This is a genomic window from Acinetobacter sp. WCHA55, from assembly GCF_002165305.2.
Lineage (GTDB): Bacteria > Pseudomonadota > Gammaproteobacteria > Pseudomonadales > Moraxellaceae > Acinetobacter.
The window spans coordinates 2865979-2891074 of sequence record NZ_CP032286.1; the positions used below are offsets into that span (position 1 = coordinate 2865979).

20 protein-coding genes are annotated in these 25096 nt (G+C 37.3%); 5 read left to right on the plus strand and 15 right to left on the minus strand.

Annotated elements, in window-relative coordinates:
* Positions 1 to 39: 39 nt before the first annotated feature.
* The 10 genes from CDG62_RS16600 to CDG62_RS16645 form a co-directional block, all read right to left on the minus strand.
* Positions 40 to 1194 (minus strand): hypothetical protein, encoded by a 1155-nt coding sequence (locus tag CDG62_RS16600; RefSeq protein WP_058870691.1) that lies wholly within the window; start codon positions 1192 to 1194, stop codon positions 40 to 42.
* Positions 1182 to 3374 carry a stem cell self-renewal protein Piwi domain-containing protein gene (locus CDG62_RS16605; protein WP_087527547.1) on the minus strand — a complete coding sequence of 731 codons (2193 nt, stop codon included), beginning with the start codon at positions 3372 to 3374 and terminating at the stop codon, positions 1182 to 1184. The genes CDG62_RS16600 and CDG62_RS16605 overlap by 13 nt, the downstream gene beginning before the upstream one ends.
* A 123-nt stretch (positions 3375 to 3497) precedes the next feature.
* Positions 3498 to 5279: an ATP-dependent helicase gene (locus tag CDG62_RS16610; protein ID WP_058870689.1), complete on the minus strand. Its 1782-nt coding sequence runs from the start codon at positions 5277 to 5279 to the stop codon at positions 3498 to 3500.
* Complete coding sequence (locus CDG62_RS16615) at positions 5272 to 7065, minus strand: ATP-dependent nuclease (protein WP_087527548.1); 1794 nt, start codon at positions 7063 to 7065, stop codon at positions 5272 to 5274. Before CDG62_RS16615 ends, CDG62_RS16610 begins: the two co-directional genes overlap by 8 nt.
* 300 nt (positions 7066 to 7365) lie before the next feature.
* Positions 7366 to 8307, minus strand: a complete 942-nt coding sequence (locus CDG62_RS16620; RefSeq protein ID WP_058870471.1) for a hypothetical protein — start codon at positions 8305 to 8307, stop codon at positions 7366 to 7368.
* A 142-nt stretch (positions 8308 to 8449) separates the two neighbouring features.
* Positions 8450 to 9505: a YqaJ viral recombinase family protein gene (locus tag CDG62_RS16625; RefSeq protein ID WP_087527549.1), complete on the minus strand. Its 1056-nt coding sequence runs from the start codon at positions 9503 to 9505 to the stop codon at positions 8450 to 8452.
* Positions 9506 to 9615: 110 nt separating this feature from the next.
* Complete coding sequence (locus CDG62_RS16630) at positions 9616 to 10662, minus strand: DUF932 domain-containing protein (protein ID WP_087527550.1); 1047 nt, start codon at positions 10660 to 10662, stop codon at positions 9616 to 9618.
* A 250-nt stretch (positions 10663 to 10912) separates the two neighbouring features.
* The gene (locus CDG62_RS16635; RefSeq protein ID WP_087527551.1) at positions 10913 to 11536 is read right to left on the minus strand and encodes a hypothetical protein; all 624 of its coding nucleotides are present in this window, start codon (positions 11534 to 11536) and stop codon (positions 10913 to 10915) included.
* 42 nt (positions 11537 to 11578) lie between these two features.
* Entirely contained in the window at positions 11579 to 11890 is a 312-nt protein-coding gene (locus CDG62_RS16640; protein ID WP_087527552.1) for a hypothetical protein, read from the minus strand.
* 4 nt (positions 11891 to 11894) lie between these two features.
* Positions 11895 to 12179, minus strand: a complete 285-nt coding sequence (locus tag CDG62_RS16645; RefSeq protein ID WP_087527553.1) for a hypothetical protein — start codon at positions 12177 to 12179, stop codon at positions 11895 to 11897.
* 717 nt (positions 12180 to 12896) lie between these two features.
* On the opposite strand from CDG62_RS16645, the gene CDG62_RS16650 reads away from it, so the two are divergent.
* Together CDG62_RS16650 and CDG62_RS16655 are read left to right on the plus strand one after the other, a co-directional pair.
* The gene (locus tag CDG62_RS16650) at positions 12897 to 13271 is read left to right on the plus strand and encodes a hypothetical protein (protein ID WP_087527554.1); all 375 of its coding nucleotides are present in this window, start codon (positions 12897 to 12899) and stop codon (positions 13269 to 13271) included.
* 41 nt (positions 13272 to 13312) lie between these two features.
* A complete protein-coding gene (locus tag CDG62_RS16655; protein ID WP_087527555.1) occupies positions 13313 to 14995 on the plus strand; it encodes a hypothetical protein in 1683 nt (560 codons plus the stop codon).
* Positions 14996 to 15161: 166 nt separating this feature from the next.
* Here CDG62_RS16655 and CDG62_RS16660 read toward each other — a convergent pair whose 3' ends face one another.
* Together CDG62_RS16660 and CDG62_RS16665 are read right to left on the minus strand one after the other, a co-directional pair.
* A complete protein-coding gene (locus CDG62_RS16660) occupies positions 15162 to 16112 on the minus strand; it encodes a YagK/YfjJ domain-containing protein (RefSeq protein ID WP_087527556.1) in 951 nt (316 codons plus the stop codon).
* Positions 16113 to 16510: 398 nt separating this feature from the next.
* On the minus strand, positions 16511 to 18862 hold the full coding sequence (locus CDG62_RS16665; protein WP_087527557.1) for a hypothetical protein: 2352 nt from the start codon (positions 18860 to 18862) through the stop codon (positions 16511 to 16513).
* A gap of 444 nt (positions 18863 to 19306) precedes the next feature.
* On the opposite strand from CDG62_RS16665, the gene CDG62_RS16670 reads away from it, so the two are divergent.
* Complete coding sequence (locus CDG62_RS16670; protein ID WP_004973108.1) at positions 19307 to 20512, plus strand: IS256 family transposase; 1206 nt, start codon at positions 19307 to 19309, stop codon at positions 20510 to 20512.
* 67 nt (positions 20513 to 20579) lie between these two features.
* Here CDG62_RS16670 and CDG62_RS16675 read toward each other — a convergent pair whose 3' ends face one another.
* Positions 20580 to 21443: a hypothetical protein gene (locus CDG62_RS16675; protein WP_058868938.1), complete on the minus strand. Its 864-nt coding sequence runs from the start codon at positions 21441 to 21443 to the stop codon at positions 20580 to 20582.
* A gap of 136 nt (positions 21444 to 21579) precedes the next feature.
* Here CDG62_RS16675 and CDG62_RS16680 point away from each other — a divergent pair, with 136 nt between their 5' ends.
* On the plus strand, positions 21580 to 21858 hold the full coding sequence (locus CDG62_RS16680; protein WP_058868934.1) for a pyocin activator PrtN family protein: 279 nt from the start codon (positions 21580 to 21582) through the stop codon (positions 21856 to 21858).
* Here CDG62_RS16680 and CDG62_RS16685 read toward each other — a convergent pair.
* Positions 21842 to 22984, minus strand: a complete 1143-nt coding sequence (locus CDG62_RS16685) for a site-specific integrase (protein WP_058868933.1) — start codon at positions 22982 to 22984, stop codon at positions 21842 to 21844. The genes CDG62_RS16680 and CDG62_RS16685 overlap by 17 nt on opposite strands.
* 135 nt (positions 22985 to 23119) lie before the next feature.
* Between CDG62_RS16685 and dusA the strand changes: the two genes are divergently transcribed.
* On the plus strand, positions 23120 to 24142 hold the full coding sequence (gene dusA, locus CDG62_RS16690; RefSeq protein WP_087528612.1) for a tRNA dihydrouridine(20/20a) synthase DusA: 1023 nt from the start codon (positions 23120 to 23122) through the stop codon (positions 24140 to 24142).
* Positions 24143 to 24213: 71 nt separating this feature from the next.
* Here dusA and CDG62_RS16695 read toward each other — a convergent pair whose 3' ends face one another.
* Complete coding sequence (locus CDG62_RS16695; protein WP_087528611.1) at positions 24214 to 25071, minus strand: acid phosphatase; 858 nt, start codon at positions 25069 to 25071, stop codon at positions 24214 to 24216.
* Positions 25072 to 25096: the final 25 nt, after the last annotated feature.

Below are 25096 nucleotides of genomic sequence, written 5' to 3' on the forward strand. Positions count from 1 at the left end.
GTACACAAATGCTTAACTAAATCAAAACTTTCTTCCATTTTAGCCCATTGTCGAGGGGGCACTAATTACAACACAGCCATTAATTCCTTTAATCTTTAAAATACCTTCCTTGAATTTAGAATGCTCTTGCGTTGCACGCGTTCTATCCCATAAAAAACAGATAATGCGTGCATCGTTATATTTTGTATCGACATGGTAAAGTGATGCATCTTCAGCAATCTCTCCTATAAGCATTTGAAAGGACTTTTTGATGTCTTTACGGAACTTTACCTCAATAATCGTATGTAAGGCAGGTAAATAAAGATCAATACGTGGATTCTTTTGCCCTACAGGTTGAAGGGTTACTTCGTCTGCGATGTCATTAAATATCGGCGCGAGCAAAACATAGAGTAGGTTTTGAACCTGATACTCATTTTCTACCAACCACTTGACTGGCTCAGCACCTTTGGTACGACCTGTTTCCTCCCATGTCCAGCGCTTGAGACCAACTGGAATATTTTCAAGAAACTTAACTAGATCATCAAAGCTCCATCCATTGGGCGCTACTATAGCTACATCCTGATTGATTTGGTCAAAAACATAAATGATCAAGCTCAGAAGTGCAGTTGAAGTCTCTCCTTTTGCTAGCGCGCGAAATTCATTCTGGAAACGGCTAATAAGGGAAAGACGGCTTTGGTGATCTTCGATACGTAATATCTTCAGGTAATGAAGAAACAGTGGCACACATGCACTGGAAAATGAAGCATATTTATCATGACGGACGAACAACGCAATATCTTTTTCAAAGTGATTAAAATGATTACCTTCTATTTGCTGCTCTAAAAATCCTGAAATCCAGTTGCTGAACTCATTATCGATATTCGCATCGCAATTTTTTTCAACTAGCCATTTTATAGCCAAAACTCCAAAAATATCTGATACCCAAGGACGGGGAGTAGAGTCAATCTTAGGAGCCTGTCCAAGTAACCGTGAGATATCTTTACTTGATATTATTTCAGATTTGATTTGAAGCCCAGAGATCGCACAACGCTGATATAAAGGTAAAGAAGTGAAATCAAAAATTGGAAGGTTTTCTAATAATTTCAGAAAATATAAGAAGCTAGATTTAAACGGATCTGCGAGTGCATCCTTACACGCTTTTAGATACAGATACTCTCGCAATTGATAAACATTATCTATTTCTACAGAAACCATTGCGACTGCCCTATTTTTCCAATCATGACTGAGTCACTCCAATCAGGAAGCTGATTAAGCCATCCTAAATTTCGAGCGATTATGTCTGAATAGCTAATTGTCACTGGCAAGGGATTTGGAAAATAACTCCGCCATGAATGAGATGCAAAAGAGTGAACTTGTGCACTTAAATACCTGATATCTTTGAAGGTCGAATCTTTATGTATACTAAGAATCACACCTCTTGGGTGCCCATCTGTATCTTGTCGCAACTCTCGTTGACCAATCAAATAAATAAGCATTTCATGTTTGGAAAGTTGAAATATTTTTCCACGTGGTGGAGCTAATCGTCCTTTCTGAGCATCAGCAGTAGCAGAATCAAACATATGAAGCCCATGGTCTTCAGAAATTTTAAGGAACGTATACTCAATCTGATAATCATGATATTTATCAATAACAGCACGAACAGCTTCAATCTCTTCTTTGTTGAATTTCTTCACTTGAGTATGGAAAATCAAGCGAATCGTATCACCTTTCTGCCAATTCATGCGCATTTGGATTTTTTCAATAGTTTCATCAAGAACCGACGTTAAAGCTTCACAATAGGCTTTTGGAACAACAGCTTTTGATGTGTTCGAAACGATGTAACTACCATCTCCAGAAAAAACAGTAGTAATCCCCATAACTCTCTGTCCATTAATACCACGCTCCTGTCCAATATTTGCACTACCTATGCCAATTACTAACTCATGGGAAAGTGTTGGAGAGGACTTCAGTAGCCATGGAACACCACCCATTTTTGCATAACAGGCTAAAGCCATATTGTTAAGCGAAAAACTGAGGTTGTAATCCGACTGTGATAAAAGCTCTATTGTGAAGTCTTGTACTGGTACTTGATGCATGAAAAAAAGACTTTTGCCTAAATAGTATGGATTTTCTTCAACTTTTAGTTTCTTAAAAGACTGTCGTACCTGTACGATAGCAAGATCCCAACGACTACCATCCTCTGCTTTCTTCTTAATAGCAGCTTCGATTGCTCTTTTAAACCCACCAAGATTGTCCGAAGCTGTTGTAAATACTTCAACACGGCTAGTACCAAGCGTAAATTTCCCCTCAAGCCCATTTTTGAAGTATTTACTGTTTGGAATACCTTTCAAGAACTTACGAACAAACTGTTCCACACGCCCTTTATCATGTTCTGAACAGATTACACAAATTGAAGGATCATGCCTATCAAAAGTACGCTTCGTATATGGACCATGCTGTGTTAATCCTTTTTCGACCCAATCAGCTTGACTACTATCGTTAAAAACAAATACAGGCTTTTGCATTTGTCCACAATCTTTCTGAATATCAGGTGGATCTTCAATTTCTAAATTTACTTCATTAATCAATTGGATAATATTTGACTGAATATATTCCTTAAGCCTATTAATGTGATTTTTCTTATTATCACCGCCATTAAAAAGAGAAATGGATCGTCTAATATTCTCTACAACGGCATCTTTTTTTGCTCCATGCGTGTGAAAAATGAAATCGTCAAAGTTCGTTCGATTAGCCTCTAGGAAAATATCACTTGCATTGATTTGTACAATCTGTCCATCGGGTCGAGTTACAGAAATTATCTGTCCAGTTACACCACTAATAGTTCCTAAAAATTTCTTGTATCCATCTTGCTGTTCAGAAACGGCATACCGTCCAATCAAATCGAACGCACTATTTAAAAAATACAAACAGTTTTTCTCAATAACTGTACGAGTTGTGCAATCAATAACAAGGCATGGTTGACCTCTAATAATACGTGTATCGATAGAGTATTTAGTGAAAATTTTAAATGGATAAGTTTCACCCAAAATTGGAGCCAAAAGGTTATCTTTCTGCTTAATACTTGTCAATTCGATCGGATTAAATCCAGAAGGATTACGCCCTAATCCAGTGAGATGTCTAATCAACCCCACTTTAACTAACGAACAGAAAATACCTAAATTATCTTCTAACCTTATCGTCTTTCGAGCACCGATATTAGGAAACGTGCCATCTATTGAAAAAATAAGGATGTTATTACCTTGACGTTGGAATGAATGAGTTTTCCTGTGGCTGATACGATACTCATCCAATATTTCCTTACTATAAGGTGTTTCGCAAACTGTAACTTCTAATTCAGGGACTTTCAACGGAAATGCATTTAAGACAATTGACAATATTCACTCCTTTTAAGGTAATAGTCCCTTAAAAATAAAAGTTAAAAAATAAATAGCCATTAGAGTTGACTTTCCTTTGTTTACTTCATGCAATTTTTCACGATTATAATTTGCCTTATACTATTATTCTTGTTTAGTTCTTCTATAGAAATCAACTAAGAAATCAGAATGATTATTTTTTTGAAAGACTAAGTGTAATATGCTTTTAGGGCGTGTAACTGCCACATAAAAAAGTCTTCTTGCTTCTTTTGATGCTTTAGAGGTTTGTCTATCTCTCCAATTAGGTATTACATCATTATTAACTCCAAATAGGATAACAGCATCAAATTCACGACCTTTAGAGCTATGAAAAGTAGTGAGTGCTAATCTACCTGTTCCTTCAGTTTTTCCAGAAAATAGATCAAGAGACATGTCTTTATTGGATTCAGGTGAGGTTTTTTCTAATAATTCTGAGCATATTTCCCATTCTTGCAAGTTATTACGACAAACTGTTTTCCAAGGTTTTACTAGTTCTTGGTTAAAGCGCAATAACCATTCATTTGCAGTTTCTGTTATAGACTTACTATTTTGAAGAAAATTAATAAGCTGAAGTCCTAATTGTTGTTCTTCATTTTGATTGTAGTGATGACCATAGACTATAATTAAAGCTTTTTTGTATAACTCCCTAAATGGTGGTTCAGCATCTTTCCATCCCCCAGTTACCCATTTTGCACAATCTTCAATAAAACGGGAAAACTTTGAACTTCTTTTGATTAAAGAATTACCATCAGTTCTATGGTATGGTAATTGATTAGCTTCCAAAGCTTCTACAAGTTTGTCTCCTAGCCAAGCGGCCCTATATAGAATTGCAATATTTTCATTTTTAAAACCCTGTGTGTTTAGTTGTGACAGTAGTGTATTTACAATGAAATACGCTTGTTCTTCTATCCCCCCATTTACAGAATTAAATATTATTTCTCCTTCAGGGGCACCTTCAGGACTTTCATAGAGTCTATTTTCGTTAAGTGCTGCTGAAGATGCTTTGACAATTTTTGTTCCTGAACGATAATTAAATCTTAATTGAAACGTTTGGACATCTTGTCGTTGAGTTAAACTTTGCAGTAATTCTGGATTTGCACCAGTAAATCCATAGATAGATTGATCCGCATCTCCAACAGCAAATAACCGAACATTCCCATCAAAACAAAGTAGCTGAACTAATTCATGAAGCCCATGACCGAGATCTTGATATTCGTCTACAAATAAAATCGGAAAACGAGCTTCTAAAGCTTTACGAATCCATGGATTTTCTTTGATCATTCTGAATGCTATAAGAGGCATATCATCAAAATCAATAAGTTCTTTTTTTCTTAGTTCCTGTTCATATTCCTCAATAAATTCAGCTAGTTCTTTATTATGACCTTTCCAGCTTTGGAGTGTCCGATCTAGTTCACGATTTCGTTTTTCTTTAGCAAATTCCCATTGTTTATGAGGGTCTCCAGAATCTTGGTATATTTTTTTATAGGCATCTTCTATCGCTATACGGCATTCTTTTGAACCCGCTACTTTAAAGTCTTGAGGGATATTACATTCTACACAACGATAATAAGGCATTATTATTTGTGTTAATGCAAAGCTATGTACTGTACCAATAAAATTTGTACCAGTAGTTTCAACACCAAGTTTTGATAATCGAGTTTCAAGTTCAATCGCACATTCATTATTATAAGTTATACATGCAATTGCTCTTGGAGCAATAACTTCTTCATTAAGAGTACGAGCAATAGCTGTCGTGAGAGTTTTTGTTTTTCCACTACCTGGACCAGCTAAAACAACACAATGAGTCTTACAATGCACTGCCTCAAATTGCTCTTTGTTTTTTTCTAATTCTGCTAATGCTTTTTGTAAAGTGATGTAATTAAACATTTTTCACCATATACTCAATTGCGTCCTGAATATATTTAGGAACTTGTATAAGTTCCCCTCCAGATATTTTCTTTTTTAATTTTCCGCTTAAGCGCCCTTTACCAATATCCTTTACCATAGCAAGTAACTGTGTACTATCTATTTTACTGTAATCAGTTTTCCATTCATTAATACGCTTTGTACGTGTTGATCCAAAACCTTGTTCATCTAAAATCTCTAATAATACTGAACTTAAATTAGGTGTTTGTACTATAGCAACTTCAAATGTTTCATTATTTAAAAATATCCCAACGTTACTAAATGAACTACTAAACTCTTCAAAACTAGCAGTTTCAGCCCATTTTCTATTTTTTTCAGTTAGTATGTCTAATTCGGTATTAACTTCACAAAGAGAATCCCAAATCCCAACACATCTTGCTCTTCCTAACGCTGGTTTTGTTCCATCTAACGGATCCCAATCTGTAATCACTGTAAATGGTATACCTAATCCCTCCGCTAATTTTACGTATGGATTAAAGTTCGTTCCAGCTACATTACATACAGTAATACCGAGTCCATCTAAGTCTTGTTCTAATAACTCAGCAAAGCTAGGAACTAAAGCCTCTTCAGCATCACCTTCAACAAAAATAATGCCTTTAGCAAACAGAATTTCAGAACGAGTTGCGATCAAATATCTTTCTATATCATCTTTTTCATCTTCATTAATTGGCAAATTAGCTAATGAAAATGCTTTTGTACTATTTTTCACGAGCCTTAAATTAATAATAGAACGTAAAGGTACAATCGATGCTAATGTTGGAGAATGGCTAGTAATAATGAGAGCCTGAGAAGAATTTTTTTCTTTAAAGATATTTTTAAAAACAGTACGTTGAAGTTGAGGATGCAAATGCGCTTCAGGTTCTTCTATGCATAATAGAGAATAATTCCTTTCATTTTTTTCTTTTCGCCATGAGAACTCCTCTAGTTTTAAAGCCATCAGCATAACATTCGCTGACCCTAAACTTGCCTCAGTAATACTACGTTTGCCGTCATCTATATACATACCTAATGAGCGAAATAGTCGTAACGGATCGGCATTAGAAAAGCGTAGAGATGTTTTTAAATCATGTCCTTTACCTGAAAGACTTAGGATTTTTTTACCTAATGAATCATTCAATTCCTTGATTGCTGGTTGTTCAACTATTTTCGTATTTGCGGCTTCTAAGTCAATTGATACTTTGGCTAACTCAGCTGAGCCGATTGATCCCATAGTATTTTCTATGAGTGGTCTTAAAGGTGAATTTCTCCAAGAGCCTAATTGGTTTTCTGCATCACGTAATGCATCAAGAAAATCTAAAGAAATTCGTCTTCTCACTTGATTATGAATTGGTCTTGTTTCAACTCCTCCGCCATAAACAATGAATTCAAAGTCTTCACTACTTGTTGGTAAACCAGTAATCTCAGCTTTACATCTAAAAACGTAACTTAATCGAATAGTTTTATGATCATGAGCAAGTCTATAATCTGTTAGTAAAGCAGTTAAATAAGGATCATCTTCAAAATCGGTAAAATCTAAATGAATTTCAATTTGAGGTTTTTTTGATAGATCACATCCATCCCAAAAATCTGAAATTCTTAATTGTCTCGCTGAATCTGGAAGTGTTTGATCTATTACCAAGCGCATCGCAAATAATAAATTACTTTTACCTACACGGTTTTCACCAAGTAACACGAGATTACTACTCAATGGAATATCAATAGATTCAAAATTTCTAAAATTTTGAATAATTAAATTTTTAAGATACATGAATATTTTTTTTAAAGTAAATAATTATAATATTTAAATTATTTATATTTTTTTCGCAAGCCTTTTTAAATTTTAGCTATTTAATCTGACAACTTTCACCTAAATTTATAAAATGCATGATGTTAGAATTCCAGACTAATCATCTCAAGAAAGTCAATGATATTTTCTATATATCATCCGCTTGAATAATAGACTATCTTTATCAATCTACATAAATCATTAAAGTTTATTATTTCAAAGCAAAAAAAATATCAGTGAGATAAAACCACAACCTCTATATCACTGATATTTAATTTAATATTAATTCACCGCCCTCACACTCCCCTCTAACCCTTTCTGCATATCCTGCACAAAACCCTCACATTGATTCGGCTTAAGCTTTACTTTGGTTCTCGTTGCAATTTCAGCCTGTGCTTGTTCAGCTTTTACCTCTTGATTTTCCTCATTATAAAACTCCTCCACCAAATCCAATCCCTCCTCCACATTCACCTCAAACTGTGCATTGGCGAAACCTAATCGTGCTGTTACATCTAAGGCATTTTGATTAAAGCCTGATGCTTTACTTTGTTGATCAATGTCTTGCGCCATCTGAATTGCCTGTTGCAGATTAACACCATCCCTAAGCGTTAAATCCACGTAATACACAGGTGTACGATAACTTTGTGTGGTGGACTTGCCTCTTAAGGTCAGTTGTAACGGTAGACATGACAACAAACCATTCGATGCAGCATGGTAATAACTCAGTCGTGCTGCCAAAGTACGGATGCTGTTAAAGCCTGTGGTTCTAAAGATAAATGTACCGAGTTCATCCGATTCATCTAAGTTCACATGAAGTCTGCCGAAAGGCTTACAGTGCCCCCCTTGTGCCAATGGACATAAATCAGGTGATGGGCATGGATGTTGTTCTACCCCTTGATTGGTCAGACGTTGGCAAGTTTGACCATTGCCGACACAGACAGGTCGCCCTGTCTGACGGTCAAATAAGGTGTATTCCGCTCTGAGATTTAAATCAGGATCATTGAAGATCATCCGTACTGGAATACTTCTGAGTTTTTGATTAGATATTTGGGCTCGGAGTTGTTCGTCAAGCGGATGTTTAACCCATCCCTCCTTACTTTGAATTTGACTGGTAATGGTGAATTGATCATCTTTTTCAGGGAGTCGTTTACCGTTCTTTTCGACCACCTTACCAATACTGATTCGCCCTAGAATAGGCGGTGTGATGGCTAGACCTTTGATCATGGTGTTTTCCTCTTCTGTTTAAATGGGTTTCTGTATCTGCTTAAAATGAAATTGCTATAAAAAAATCCCATGCACTGAGGCATGGGATTGTTGAGTGGAGTTTGATGTTCCGCTTGTGAATTACACTTAGGCTAAAGCAGCTTCAATCATCCTTGCTGTAGATATTGAAACGTCGTGAACCTTGTTTAGTTTGTGGGAACTGGTTGAGGTATTCGGGGTGTGATTTGAGTAAGGCTTTACTGTCTAAACTGATCGAGTCTTTAGCCTTTTTCCATGTCACTGAACCTGTCGTAAACACGGCCCGTTCGGCATTTTGCATCTTGGCTTGTAGCTGATGCTTCAGCAGATCGAACTGCTCTTGATGCTTTTCAATTTGGCTTCGAGCTTGAAGCAGTTGTTCAAACTGTTGATTGGCTTGTTCATCCTCTGAAAGATCCGTGGTACTGAGAGGCACATGTTCAGGATAGAGGAGCTGTAAGGCTTTTGCTGCCGATTCACTGGCATCCGCTTCAGGTGGCGTATCCTTTTCCACACATTCCCAGAAGTAACGCTCTGCATTGATAATATGTTGAATCACCGATTCTGAACGTGTCACTTTAAAGATTCGGGTTTCATGCCCACAGATTAAGACACAGATATGTGCAGCTTGCTTGCCTGTCACCGCCAATTGATGTTGTACCTGACACAACACGTATAAAGGCACCCCATCTCGCCAAAGTTTTGCGCCATATTCCCCTGCGGTTTTACATTCCAATATCTGCACATCGGCAACACCCACCACAGAATAATCTAAGTTGGCTAACATGAAATGTTTGTCTGGATCGGGATGTTGTAACACAGCATTGATCCGACGGACTTTATAGTTAGTATGCATGCTGTAGTATTCAGCCACTAAAGGTTCAAGCTGTTTACCCCAGTACAAGGGTGCATGTCCCTCGCTTTCATCTTCGATGTTTTGTTGAATCCGCCCTGTTTTAATCATCCACAGTTCGAGCATCGACATATAGGGATTGAGTCCACAGGCTGCGGCACAGTCACTACTACCGATGCCTTGCCGACGTACTTCTAACCACTCGGCTTGGCTAAGTTTTTTGGTATCCACAAAGCGTTTGGCAGTAAACAGTTTGGGACGATTGGCATGGATATTAACCATTGGATTCGGTGTTACATTCAGAGGCGTGTTTAGTGCTGTATTCATGATGATTTCCTATTTTGTAAATTTCGGGCATAAAAAAGCCACATCCGAAGACGTGGCTATAGGTGTATTTGAGCGTTAGGTTGGTAAGTGAGTCTGCTCGTTGATGAGGCTCAGGCAATCATGCGTAAAGCTTGTTCTAGGCCACGTTGCTTTAAGCCTGCACCTGCACCGAACCAAGCAGAATCAAGTCGATGATCCTGACTCATGGCACGACGTTCGTGATCAGCAAACTCTGTGATCGAGCACAGTAAGCCATAAGCCGTGTCTTTGGCTGAACTGAGTTCTGCTCCACGCCCCTGCCCATTAAACATGCTCATGACTTTTGACATGGCACGGCCATTCGGTTCAGTCTTGTTTTCTGCTTTGGTGGGTGAGTTGGCTTGTGTGGCGACATTACGATAAAACTCAATAATGCCTTCATCCTGTTCCATTGGGCTGAGGCTGGTATTGTTAAACACGGAATCAAAGTAGGCTGCTGCTTCTTGTTGAGTGACTTTACGTTGACTCAATTGTTTCATTTCATACATGTGCTCTTCCCATGCACGCACTGAAATACCCAATTGCTGTTTAATCTTCTCTGCATCGAACTTGGTACTATGTGGCACTTTAACCACGCCTGCACTGCTGTTTTGTCCTTTTAGGACTATCGCCAAAGTGTTGTTACACACCACACGGATCGAGGTGAATTGTGCCGTCGTGGCAAGAGTGCCATCACAAGCGGTTGCTAAGAGAATATAACCATTGCTGACATCTTTACCCTTTAAGGTAGAGGTTTGTCCTGTACGTGCCAATGCCCAGAATTTCTTACCGCCTTTAAGTACGCCTGCGGTTTCCAGTTCAAAACCTGATTGCTCAGTTAAGTCTCGATAGAATTCTAAAATTTCACGAGGCTGAACTTCCTGAAAGCGTTGGCTGACTACAGATAAAGGTGCATGGGTATCTGAACGATAAAGCACTCGCTGTTCTTCATAGGGCATGATGATACTTTGCCCTCGTTCATTTTGTGCCATATAACTGACATTGGAAGATTCAATGCGCCAGTCCATGCCTGCCTGCTGTGCCCAGACTTCAATCGGTTGGTTTTGCGTGAGTGGGTTGCCTAGTCCATGCCAAGGGGTTTCGCCTACATACGCCATTTGTTCAAGTTGATGTGCCATGAGTTTTGTCCTTATAAACAAAAAGGTTGCTGGGCCCCATCCCTTAATTGGAATGAAGTCCAGCAACCTGATTCAGATTGGTCTTGTGAATGTGCTTATTAAATCCTGTGTAATAGGCTCAATGAACACATTCAGTCTATTGATTCATCTTTATGTTATATAAGTGAAATTTCTTTCAATCCGCTCAAAAACTTCAACAACTCAACATTATAATGCGTGGTGTGTATGTGGAATAAACACAGCCTTCAGTTTATTGTGGTGACATCACAATTTCACGTCCATCCTTGAGTACTGCAACCACTTCTCTGACATTCCGTGGATCACAATTCAAGAAGAAGCGCATGGTTTTACCGTACAGAATAGGATTGGCACCATCACGGTAATCCGCTTTACAGTTACCCCGATTCACCACCACTCGATCCAGTGTAATGCTGTCGGACAATGAAATTAAATGTAGATAGGCAGTTTCAACCTCATGCTTTCCACCAAAGACCTGATTCTTGATTTCAATACGATATTGCATTGAAGCATCGCCTTGGTCAGATGGCGCTTGTTGTTCATCCTTCTCCGCTTCCTGTCTATTCAGTGTTTCCCATTCACCCCAGCCTTTGGCAATAAATTCTCTTATTTCCGTAACGGGTGTCACTTCCAAATTACTGAGATAATAGCCTGCGGTAGCTGCCGTTTCTTCACTAGGCGATTTTTCCAAGGACTCCAAGTCCTGTAATTCTTTCTCGGTCAGTTTATCTGTTTGAGCCTTTGCTTTGACTGCTTCGGTTTTCACTGCATTATTCTGCGCTTGTGCTACTTCTGGTTGCTTATCACAACCGACCGTCAACATGGCTATGGTTGCCAACATCATGATCTTTTTCATTTTATCTCTTACCCCTATTCCCCATATGCTTAGGCATTCACATCAAGGTGCTGGTCTGTCCATGCATTGTTGGTAATATTTATCTTTGAAGACTTGTTTGGTTTTTTCGAAAGTTGCTGTCCCACCTCGACTATATTCGAAGGCATCATGAATCATCGGTCTGAGTTGCTCTCTCAGCTCATCGTTATCGCCTGCGAGCATATAAGTCGCTTCGGCAAAACCACCGTAGGTCAAGCGTGCCTGCATCACAGTTTCAGCCACATTGGCTTCTTCTTGACAGACTTTCTCTTGTTTGGAGCTACAGCCTGTAAGCAAAGCCACAGCAATGATGAAAAGTAATTTTTTGTTTTGCATGTTCCTACCCTCTGCATTTGCCTACGGTATAACCTCTGGCAAAGTCCAGACGACGTCTGTCTTCATCATTGGTGATCGGTACAGTAAAGAATGGCTTGCCGTATTGTTCACGAATGCTGTCATAGCGACAGCTACAAGTTGCTTCACTTTCCACTACGGTTTTAATGGCAGCATTTGGATACATGCATTGTTCGATATAGGCTTTACGGTCTTTGGCATCCGTAGATGAACAGGCAGATAAAATAGGTAAAAGGAATACAGCAAGCATGCTGAATGTTTGAATTTTCATAAAGCCCCTCTGGTATTGTTCTGTATTGAAATCAAAATTTAAGACACAACGACGCATCCTCCCTAGTCAGGAAGATGTGCGAATATGAATAAAATGAGACGAATAAATCCCATCAACTGCTTAGTGAAAAGTCAGTTGTTTGAAATAGCATTCAGTACAGTAAGGGGATGTTTTGAATGACCATGACGGACTCCTATATGCATAAGAAGTTCTACCGAATCACTGTCAATTGATTATGGTGGCAGAACGAAAAGGGGTTGACAGACTGGGCATATAGAACCAGCACGCGCGAACGCGTCCCCCTCCCGTTCTACCGCAAAGGGGGACGAGAAGGTTTCGCACAAGACTTATACTCAGGAAGAATATAAGTACCTGATACGCTATACGCTTGGTCTGTCAAAACCAACTGACAATGTAGGTCAGCATGCTAAGAATAATGGTGAGGTGGGTTTAAGTCAATTCGGACACATGAAAATTGCTTGTTTTGTATTTCTATATATTTATTGGTTACTTACAAGACAATGTAACTCAATTTTTAAAATTTAATTCTACTACAACTCATATAAGGTGGTAACAATCACTGAGGATACCCATAGGAGTATAAATCCCCTCCTGACTCAGCTCCTTTAAAGGCTCATAATTTATAGATAAGCATTGGAAATTATGATTCCTTTTCATATAATTAACTAAATTAATATAATTTTTATAAGAGATTGCATGATTGTCTGGTTACGCTTTTTAATTATTCCTACGTTGTTTAATTTAACATTCGTAGGAGCATCCAATTTTGCAATGCAATATAATAACTTATTGGGTATTAGCATTTTACTTATATTCCTATGGCTAGTTGGTTTCACCGCATACTTCTTTTCTCCCTATAGATCATTATTTTTTGCTTTAACGTTAATTGGGCTTTTGGTCGGAAAAAATATTTTTAAAATACTGACATCCAACGCCTTTCAAGAAGATCTTATTCATCCTGCATTTTTGATTGCATTTGTTTTTTTTGCGCCCTATTTAGGTTTATGGAAAGCTTGGAGAAATAAATATCATTTAGACAACTTCATACGTAAAAATGAAATAACAAATTAGTAATTCAATACTTATCAACTTTGAACTAGGGTAATTTATTTATGAATCTTGAAAACTTTTTAAAAAATTCGGTATTGCCTGAAATGCAGGTAACCTCTCTATACTTTAAACCCAACATTCCACAAGACAAACTGGTTAATGCGATTAAAGAATATGCACCCAACATTGGAATGAGCACTGTAATAGCACTTATTGATGAAACATTTTGGGGCAGTGGCAAAGAAGGAATGATCATCACAGACGAAGATATTATTCTAAGTAAAAAACTAGGTGGTCGGATTATTCCTCTTAGCTCAGTAAATCAAATTCATATTAAAGATAAGAACCTGATTATAAATGATATACCACTTACTAAATTTAACAATCCAGAAGTTCTACCCCTCACCGCATTTGGCTCAAAACTAAATGAGTTCATCACAGCCACAAAGAATACTACCAATAAATTAAAAAAAAATGCTCTTGATGTTTCTACAACAAGTCAACTTAGCATCTTCCTAACACGCCTTACTGAACCACTTTATTTTGAATCAACTCCTATTGACCGTCGAAAACCTGGAGCTACTACTATTGGTTATGTTCTTGCTGCCAACATAAATGAAGAGCAACTTAAATTTATACGATTTAAAGGAAATTTTGCATCTAATGAAGAACTACTTTGTGCGTCATGGTTAGACTCCCACGATAATAAGGATAGTTTTTTCTGTGTAACCAATTGTGGAGTTCACTCAGTACTATCAGGTCAACCAGCAACTTTTTTGTCTCACGATGATTTACGAAGCTTAAGTGCCCTTGAAGAATATAAAGAAAGTAGATATGTAGGTATTCGTTTATCCAATAATGATGGAATTATCGTCTCAATACAAAATACATTTATTCGCCCATATGCGTTTGAGTTATTTTCTGGTCTGATAAGCATTCTAAATGGTCATGAACCGACAAGTCGCATTATCTATGAAAATTTAAGTCAGAAAGAAACCAACATAATATCTTTACAGCACGACTCTTTTTCTTCTGTTGATAATAGAGAAAATATATCCAAGTTTACAAATAGCATAGAACAACAGAATTTTGATCGACATAGGAACTCGTCTATCCCACTACGCCACCATAGTAACGATCATCTCTTTGATTTTATCATTCAAATTAATTCAGTAGATAATGTCGGTGACTTCATAGGATCACTTTTATCAGACTCCAATAATCCAAATTCAAAAATAAAGAAAAAATTCCAAAGTTATATTGCACGGACAACAACATCTTTCAGAAAAGAAATTGTTGAAAAAGAAGGTTTTTTTCAATTTAAGAATGATATAGCCACAATGGAAGTAAGCGGCGCAGTTATGGCTTTCGTATTCATCCAAATGCTAGAACGCGGATTGAATGAAGATATTGCTAAAAACATTCTATTTGAAGGAATAAGGGCTACATTTAACATTAAGTCAAGTGCTCAAAGAGATCCTACCAGCGCAGCATTGATAAGAATTATTGATTCTTATTTATCTGATGATAGTACTAATGAGATATTCCTTAATATCATTTTGCGGCTCATAGGCAGCAATCTTAATGGTAGCTTGCTTCCAAATTATAATGAAGTCTTGGAGAAGCATTTCAACTTTTTAGATGAATTCATTCCAACAATGGATCCTGGTTTTACAAACTTCGTGAATAAAATGATAAATGAGTCTAATTTTCTAATTGATGATATTTTAGACACTAGATGGTAGTCATATATTTCATATAACTATCAAAACTTTTTATGAAGAGTCTGTAAATAATTTACAGACTCTCTGTTATCTCCTCTAAGGATATAAGGCACGAATACCTCATATCTTTAATCATCAAATCGGCTTTTTTAACTAATAATGTATAAGTCAAGAATTTTAACTTGAGTTACTTCTTGATCCCTCTACGCTTACTATTCTCAAACTGCCCTTTCCCAAAAGTTTGCATGTTCCTAAAGCATTTTACTCTGAGACGCTGTTCGTCCTTAGCGGGATCTGTCAGATATTCAACTACAGTAACCACTCTTTCCCAGTCATCTTCGTTGTTTCTCGATACCATCCCGATACCGATATCACAGCCTGCCATGCGTAGCTTATTAATGTAGTCCTTGCTATGAAGGTTAAAATAGCTACCATACCCTTGAGTAATCTGTTGCCATTTCTCCCCGACACGCTGCGCATAATAAGATCCATTCTGTACTTTGGTTCCATCATACATAAGTAATAGGTGTACGTGATAACCCCGTTCCCTCCCTTGTTCAATTGCCCATGAATATCCATGAAGATTGCTAAAGAAGGTATCTTGGTTGGAAAGGCGATTACGCATGACTTCAAAATGACGATAGAATTGCTCTACCGTGATTTGCTCTTTTGAATCGTTTAAATATCCCAAGTCAACACGAACTATAAGCACCTTCGTATGGTGATTGAATATTTGTTCAACATATTCCTTCAAGCTATCTGTATTGTCCTTTTCTTGTAGCCTAAACTGATGTAGGTCTCGTTCAATTTCCCCTTTCAACATCTTGAGCATCTTTTCATAAAATGCCAATTGTTCATCATTGAATTCTAAAACAAAATCATAACTATCAATTTGTATTACAAGTGGATCAAAACGGATTTGGTCAATATCCGATTTCAATATTACGAAGGCTGAGATATAGTCATTGTAACAGTAATCTATATCGTAAATGGTATCAAATAATTCAAGTAACTCTTTAAACTCTGGTTTTTGAGCGTGATTGAAACCAGCCAGATGAATGTTAATAACAAAGTTTTCAACTGCAAATAAGATCTCAGTTTCAGAGTAAGATTTGCTATTCAGATTAGTGATTGTCATGGTTAGTCCTCTAAAGTGTTTATAACCATGTCATGAGTCATTTCAGTATTTTTTTAAGAGGCTTGGAATCTTTCCTGAGTACTCTCATACCATCCTGTACAGAATGATCTGTAAAAGGCATATGAGAAGTAACATCATGAAAGAAGGTAGCAGTATTTAATTGAATTCTTTTATAGTCAATATCTTATGGATCAATAGACGAGGATGTATTAATAATATAAGAGACCAACTAAGCAGGCTGTACAACACAGTAAGAATTGCCGATGAATCCTGCTTAATGGTATAACAATAGCCTGTAAATACTAGAAATATGTCATAAATCGACCAAGCTAAAGTCACCCCTTGCTAAAACCAATTTTTCTTTAAGAAAAGTGTAAGAATGGTTCAATACCATAAGCCTAGGATAGCTCTTGCTCTGCTTTAGGTTTATGCCCTAGTGTTAGCCTTTTTTCTTTAGGCACCCAACCTTGAATTGGGCTAAATAAACTCTTGTAACAAATATATGGCAAATACTTGTCTTTAAAAGCTCCCCTAGTCACTTTGTCTATAGTCTCAATTTTTAAGGATTTTGACGAAAGTTCGATCACCCCATCCCAAATAACCTGGGGATCTAGAAGGTAAGTAAACTCTGCTTTTATAAAAGCAAGAGAACCACCATGAGATAAATCCTCTGAATTTCGATAATTTTCATTACGCTGGTCAATAAACCTTTTCAAAAATGAATCCAAACTTTGATATATATCAATAGACTGTAACTCTGAGTCATAATTAAAAATCAAGGTTAGGTCTGCATACAACGTTTTGTCTTGCCCAACTACAAATCCTTTTTCATCCCAACGCAGTATATACCCTCTTAACCAACGTAAAGGTTGAGTTGAGCGCCCTACCCGAAGGAACTCTGTCAAAATTGCCGATTGCTCTTTTTTGCTAAAATTACCACCATGTAGACGACCAAACTTCAGATGCAATCGATAAACAAGTACATCCTTTTCTAAAAGGTATTCAGCATATTTTGACAACTTTTCAAATGATTTATCTAATTCTTTAATCTGCTTGTTGTAAGTATTCACATTCAGACTTGCTTTAAAACCTCTTAATATCTCTTCATACTTTTGAATTGTTTCAGAGCCTATTGTGTGATTACATAAATCCAATAACTCACCCGCCTTGGAATAAAAGAAGCTCCTAAAATCGATTACATTTTGTGATTCGAAAACAAGTATTTCTATTTGAGTAAAAGGATAATCCACACCTTTTAAGTGTTTGAAAAGACCAAACCAAATATGCCCTAAACGCGTCAGGCTATCGCTATAAAATTTAGGAGAACGATTCTTATTAGAAGTGGCTGGCGTTATTACGATGTTGAATAGTTTTGCTGGAACCGTTTTCAACGTCTCACAAAAAAGCTCAATCAAATAAAGTAAGCTACTGCGTGGAATCTTATTCTTGTGACTGATAGGAGGAGGTAAAACAGAACGTAAATCCATCAATGCAACTTTATCGAGATAATTTTGAGCTATTTGAGGGAGGTGCTGGCAATCGTAGCTTTTATTGCACTTAGAAAGTGTTAAAAGCTCATCAAATGTGATCTGTTTTCTTATATCCTTTTGCAGTAATACCCCTTGAGGCATTAAAGACTGATTTGAGTGAGCCTTAAAAATATCATCGTTACTATTATAGCCGTCTATGTTCAGGCTTATGACTTGGTCTACAGAAAAAAAATAGCTGTAAACCCAGTACCAACAATAAAAAAGTGAAAGCTCATTGCCCTTACCCTTTTTTATTAAACCCACGGCATTTTGATGATAAGTGCGGAGATGCTTATTCCAATTTCTTAGGGTGTAACTTTCAGCAGACAGACCAGCCTCCTGTTTCATTTTCTTATCTAATTGAGCAATAATCCCATCTTCTGAGAAATTCGAATGTTTACAATTAAACATCAATATACAATGCAAATTTAGACCAGCTTCCTGCATCGGCTCTAATTTTAATAAATAACTTTGTAAATTCCCAGTTTGAGCAATCAACTGGCGTACAGCATCAATTTTACCTTTTAGTACTTTGAATAAGCTGGTGTAACTGTCTGAACAATCATCGGAAGGTGCGTACAGATTAATGTCCAAACACATGATGAATACCTGCCCCAACCTATCCAATGTATTTTTAAAATACTGAAAATAATTTTCTTCTTCATCTGACAAGGCAAAGGTTTCTTTAATCGTTTCATCAGTTCTTATTTTTGGTTTTAAATTCTCAGATATTTCATAATAAACCTGTGCCAAGAACTCATAAGGAATTGAACTAAAATCCTGGGGGCTGCTCATACAAAATTTATTTTGTTGAAAAAACTGATTAAACCACCTGACAATATTTGTCTGATTTCCCCACCCACCTTGCACTTCTGGTTCCATCAAATATTGTACAAATTTTCTAAATGCTGGTATCTCCAATCCATGCCATTCAGGCAATAATCCAGATGCATATTGCAAAGAACCAACATTTTTTAAGAACTGTTCTTTACGACTAAAGTCCATTTTTTCAAATCTTCTTTTACTCATCACCTCATCATTCTTGATATTTAACAGCCACCAATCATAGAGCTGAATGACATCAATTGATTCCCTAAAAATGAGAATATTCTGATCCACCCCCTCTTGCTTGGCTTCATCATAAGTCTTTCTATATCGAGCTCTAAGTAAATCATACATTTGTTCTTTTGAAATTTTAGATAAATTTGGAGTTATCCTCATTAAAACCCTCTATATACAGTACTTATAAAATTTTAATTGAAATGTTATTCAGCACTTTTTATCATAATAATCATATTTTAAAAATCAAAAATCAAACTATTTATAGCTATTATTCAAAAAATCAGAGAGGCCATTAGCCCCAAAAATCAAACACAACTGTTCAATTTTTAAATGTCGATTGAATTTTTTTAGGGCAAAAATCCTCTTAGCTCTGTTAGGTCAAAATAGGCTACTTTTGCTGGCAATACTTTCAAAAACACAAGGTGAGCTCAGTGAACTTTATGCGGGGAAGTTAGAGTTGTAGAATCTGATAATGATCCAATAAAGACAGTGCAGTAATAAGCATCACTCCGCCCTAATCTATATGGGGGATAATTGGGTGTAAGGTAGTGTTCAAAAAACTGTGTCATTTCCTTAAACTGTTAAAAACAGGAATGATGCACTATGGCAACTACATTTGATTTTGAAACAGCCTTAAAACAACTCCAGTCAGGACAAGCACTGACTGGAGAAAATGGCATACTCACCCCTTTAATTAAACAGCTGACCGAAGCTGCTCTTGAAGCAGAAATCGAGAATTACATTGAAGCGAATCCGAAACAAGGTAATCGCCGCAATGGCTATACTCGCAAGACAGTAAAATCTACATCAGGTTCATTTGAGCTTGAAACCCCTAGAGATCGAAATGGTGAATTTGAGCCACAGTTAGTTAAAAAGAACCAGACCAAATTATCAGAAGAAATTGACAATAAAATCATATCACTCTATGCACTTGGTATGAGCTATCGTGATATTCAAAAGCATGTTGCTGATATGTATGGATTGGAGATTTCAGATGGTGCTATCACCAATATTACAGATAAGCTCCTCCCTCAGTTACAAGCATGGAAACAACGCCCACTCGATACAATTTATCCCTTTGTTTGGTTAGATGCCATACATTACAAAGTGAAGGATAAAGGTGTTTATGTGAGCAAAGCGATCTATACCATTTTAGCTTTAAATGTTGAAGGTAAGAAGGAACTACTCGGCTTGCATTTGTCGGAAAGCGAAGGGGCGAACCATTGGCTTAGTGTACTGACAGACCTACAAAATCGTGGTGTTCAGGATATTCTGATTGCCTGTGTAGATGGACTAAAAGGTTTCCCCGAAGCCATAGCAGCGATTTACCCTCAAACAGAAATACAACTGTGTATCGTTCATCAAATCCGTAATTCTTTACGCTATGTTGCCAGTAAAGATCAGAAGGCATTTATGGCTGATTTAAAGCCAATTTACCGTGCTGATACCAAAGGGGCGGCAGAAGTAGCACTGGATGAGCTAGAAGAAAAATGGGGCGAAAAATATGGTGTGGTCATTCAGTCATGGCGTACCAAATGGCATCTACTATCCGCCTATTTCAAATACCCTAAAGCGATTAGGAAGCCGATTTACACCACCAATGCCGTTGAAGCCGTACATCGTCAATTCCGCAAACTAACCAAAACCAAAGGAGCTTTCCCCAATGAGGATAGTCTGATGAAATTACTGTATATTGGTATTCAACAGGCATCAGAAAAATGGACAATGCCTATTCAGGAATGGGGACAAACCATTACTCAATTATCCATTTACTTTGAAGGTCGATTAGATGATATAATTAAAATCTAGTCAAATTTACTGACACAGAACTTTGAACGCCCTCGGGTGTAACAGTAAAAATGTGATTCCCTCTTATTTAACTTTCATTTTTTGGAATTATAATTTCTTTCAATAAATCGTGATTTTTTCTTAACTCGTGGATAATTGTTTCCTCCATGTAGTCAGTATTGTTATATGGCATATTGTAGCCAAAATGCTTTAATGCAACGGAGGGGTTTTTCGAATTTAGAATGCTTGTTAGATTTTCAATTTCTTCTTGTAATTCTTTTACTTGCCTAGCCTTTTTATCGGATAATACTTTACGACGCTTATACCCATCGCTTATGACCTCTCTCAACTCTTCTTCTTTTTCCTTAATTAAGACTTTCAACCAATCAACATCAAATTTTTCAAATTCTTTTATCAATGTCGGAATTATTGAAGTTACAGCCTGATTCAAGCTCTTCCACTTACACCCATTTAAAGCACATTGCTCACGTAAAACACTGTATAAAATTTCACGCCTAGGTAATAATTTTTTATCATAGCGCGCCCTAACTGCACGAATTGCACTCACTTTTCTTGCTAATCCAATGTTAGAACAATAATAGTAAGTCCCCATTGTATCTACATATGCCATTAAAATTTCGGAGTACCGTTGTTTACAAGTTCTTGAAGATAAATTACTTCTTTCACTTTTTAGTAAATCGATTTTTATAAAAAAATCATATATTTGATTAGGCTTAAAACTAGGATCATTTGAAAACTGTGGAAGTACTGTCACTCTAAGTGGGTTCTTTAAGAAATCATTTTGTTGCATTCTCAGTATGATTTTATCTCTAGCTGCTGCATATGAAGGATGCGTAATATCAGCCTCAAAATCACAGTCATACCAATACTTAAATGTGAAAAGCATTTCTTGTTCTAAATCATTCAAATCAGAAATGATGTCTAAATTCACTATTTTAAATCCCATTAAATAACAATATATTAAATAGCATGATACGCTAGTTATTTACTAATTACGCACCACTCTACTTTTTAAATTCCATTAAATTTACAGTGAGCACATCAACCGAAATGATAGGAATAAAATCATGAATGGCGCTGCTCTGCAACTCTCCACATCTGATTACTTATTTATGCGCTACCGCAGCACAACAGTTAAACTAGAGGACGTAGTCAAGGATTACTACCCTCATCTCAGTAAGGTAAAAATGTTAGAAAAAGCAAGAAATCAAGATTTTCCATTTTCTTGCTTTAAATTAGATAAAAGCCAAAAAGCTCCGTACTTTGTCCATATCAAAGATCTAGCTCATGTCCTAGATCTACAATATAAATATGCCAATCAAGACCATGTTACTCTTCACCAATGAGGGGGAACACTTCATCTAATTCTATTGTCTTTTTCCTTTTTTTCACTGATACATATCTTTCCAGACTCCCCCATGAATCATGTAGACTCACTTGCTGAATTTGAGGAATTGTAAAGCCTTGTTCAGCAAGACGGGTACAACCCTCATGCCTTAAATCATGAAAACGTAAATCTTCAATTCCCAAGATTTTACAAGCATTTCTAAATTCACCACCAATCGTTTTAGGACTTAGAGGAATGAGCAAATCCTTGTCATATCCTCGATTCAACATACGTTTTCGCGTACTCTTCACCTGTAAAAGTTCAATCATTTTTCGGCAAGGTTCTAATACATTAAATTCTTTATGATTACCCTTTGAGCCATTCGGATTTTTTAAATCCCGTACTTTCCATACTTCATTATCCTCGTCATAATCAGCCAATAACATTTCAGTAATTTCTGACTCACGACGACATGAAAATATTGCAAACCACATAATCAAATGCATGGGATAGCTGTAAACAGGCTTTTGCCATTTTCGATAAAAGTATTCTGTCAGTTTTTTTAACTCTGCCGTTGTCGGCAAGCGATCACGTTTACCACTAGAAGATATTTGTCGAGTCTTTCGTAATTGTGCTGTTGCTTTATCAAATCCTGCCAAATCAACATTTACATCCCACATGACTGAAGCATGAGACAATACGCCACGAATATGCAATAACTCATGTTGCAACGTACTTGTCGCTATCGGCTTTAAATCTAATTTAGCATATCCAGCCTTACGCAAAGCGACATGTTCTGAAATATCGGCTGGCTTAATTTTTGTGATAATATATTGCGCTATTGGAAATTTCTGAATTAGGCGAAGACAATAGGTTTTAGTACGACCATATTCACTGCCAACTTCATCAAGATATTTGTCTATGGCATTGGCTAAAGTGATATTCGTCACATCCGATCTACCTAATAAAATATCTGGATTTTCTTCGATTTCCTCTTCACGCATTGCAAGCCATTTTTGAGCGAGTCGCATAGAACTAAACGTCTTACTTTCCTTGAAATTTGCAAACCCTTTACGGCTTATTCTAATTTCAGCCCGAAAGCGTATGGTTCCATCGGCTAATTTACGCTGTGAAATTGTCCCCATGATTTACGCCTTATTATTTTCTTAAGGCTATAATGGCGCAATTTGGCGTAAATATCAAAAATAATAGTGCTAAATGAGGCGTAAAAAATCGAAATAAATCAAAATCAGCAACACTGTAAAGGTATGTTTTTTAATATGATTACTGAAAAAACCATTGATAACACCAAAGAACCTCGCATCAGTGTTGCACCCATGATGGATTGGACCACCAAGGACTATCGTTTTTTTGCGCGCTTGTTTAACCCGAATGTCATTTTATATACCGAGATGGTGACCACAGGCGCCATTTTATTTGGCGATGCGAAACGTCATCTCGACTTTAACAATGAAGAACACCCAATTGTGCTGCAACTGGGTGGATCAAACCCAAAAGATCTGGCGACCTGTAGCAAAATGGCACAAGACTGGGGCTATGATGAAATCAACCTGAATGTTGGCTGCCCAAGCGACCGCGTACAGAACAATAAAATTGGCGCCTGTTTAATGGCAGAGCCTGACTTGGTCGCAGAATGTATTGCCGCAATGCGTAATGCAGTCGACATTCCCGTGACGGTAAAACACCGTATTGGCATTGACGACATGCATTCTTATGAAGAAATGCTGCATTTTGTTGATACTGTGGCGAAAACTGGCTGTAATAACTTTATTGTACATGCCCGTATTGCCTTGCTTCAGGGCTTATCACCGAAAGAAAACCGTGAAGTGCCTCCTCTACGATATGAAGATGTCTATCGCTTAAAACAAGAACGTCCAAACCTGCTGATTGAAATCAACGGGGGCATTAAAACCTTTGCAGAAACCGAGCAGCATTTACAGCATGTCGATGGCGTGATGATTGGACGTGAAGCCTATCACAACCCCTACCTATTAGCAGAACTCGGGCAACTTTGGCAGTTAGATGCGCCAGATCGTTTTGAGATTATTGAACAAATGCTGCCGTATATTTCACAGCGCATGGCAGAAGGTGCACCATTGTCGATTTTAACCCGTCATATTCTCGGTCTATTTCAAAACTTGCCTGGTGCAAGAAAATGGCGTCAGGCTTTAAGTGGCGGTAATGCCAAAACTTTTGCTGACGTTGAAAATGCGATTCAAAACATTAAAGATGCCATGAAACGCACTGAAGATTATTTAATTGAACATCAAATTCAACCTTAATTGCTCCCCTTCAATAAAAAAGCTCAATCCAAGATTGAGCTTTTTTATTGTCTAGGTTGTGTGTTTTCAAGTTACATGACTGAACCAATGGTGGTCGATAACGCTTTATTTTCAAATTCACAAGAAGCTGGATCTGGCACATCACCTTTACGCTGTGCAGCCTGATATTCCTTTTGCGCTTTTTCTAAATCTTTTAAGAATTGTTTTTGGGTGTGCAACTGCGCTACGGTCATCGCTGCCATATTTTTACCTTCGATGATGTCACTTTGCCAGTGTACATTACACACCAAACGACTTTCGGCAAAAGCACGTCCGCGTAAGAAAATATGATTGGCTCGTTGAGGTGCAATTTCACTCATAATGAGTGCCCACCCCCAACCTATGGTTGAATGCCCAGATGGGTAAGAACCATCAGTAGATAATTTTTCTTTATTCTCTTCATAGGTAATGCCGTACTTTTCACGGTCTGCGGCAGAAATTTCACAAATGCCCTGACCATTGCTCATGAACGGGCGTGCACGTTGATATTTATTTTTTGCGGCATAGGAAGATAGACCTAAATCCACCAGCGAAAGCTCTAACATTTTATAAATGGTCGGGGTCTTTTCTTTACTAATGTCCACATTGGCTGCACATGAAAAAGCCTTGGCTGCACTTGGAAAATATAAATTACTGTCATAGCCAGCTTGCACCCAACGGTCTGAACCATACAGCATCAACGCATTTTTATTGACATACTCATCATTGGCTTTGGTGGCTGAACCTTCAGCAGGAGGTGGCGGTAAAATCAGTGCACTATCAACTGTCGACTCGGTTAAATAACCCTGATGTTTGGATCGTAATTCTTTTTCATAGCTGCTGGTATCAGCATGCGTTACAGCTGTTGCCAGTGCCAAAAGCATAAAGCCCATGGGTCTGATGATTGTCATATCCACCTCTTTTCTCTGTTATTTG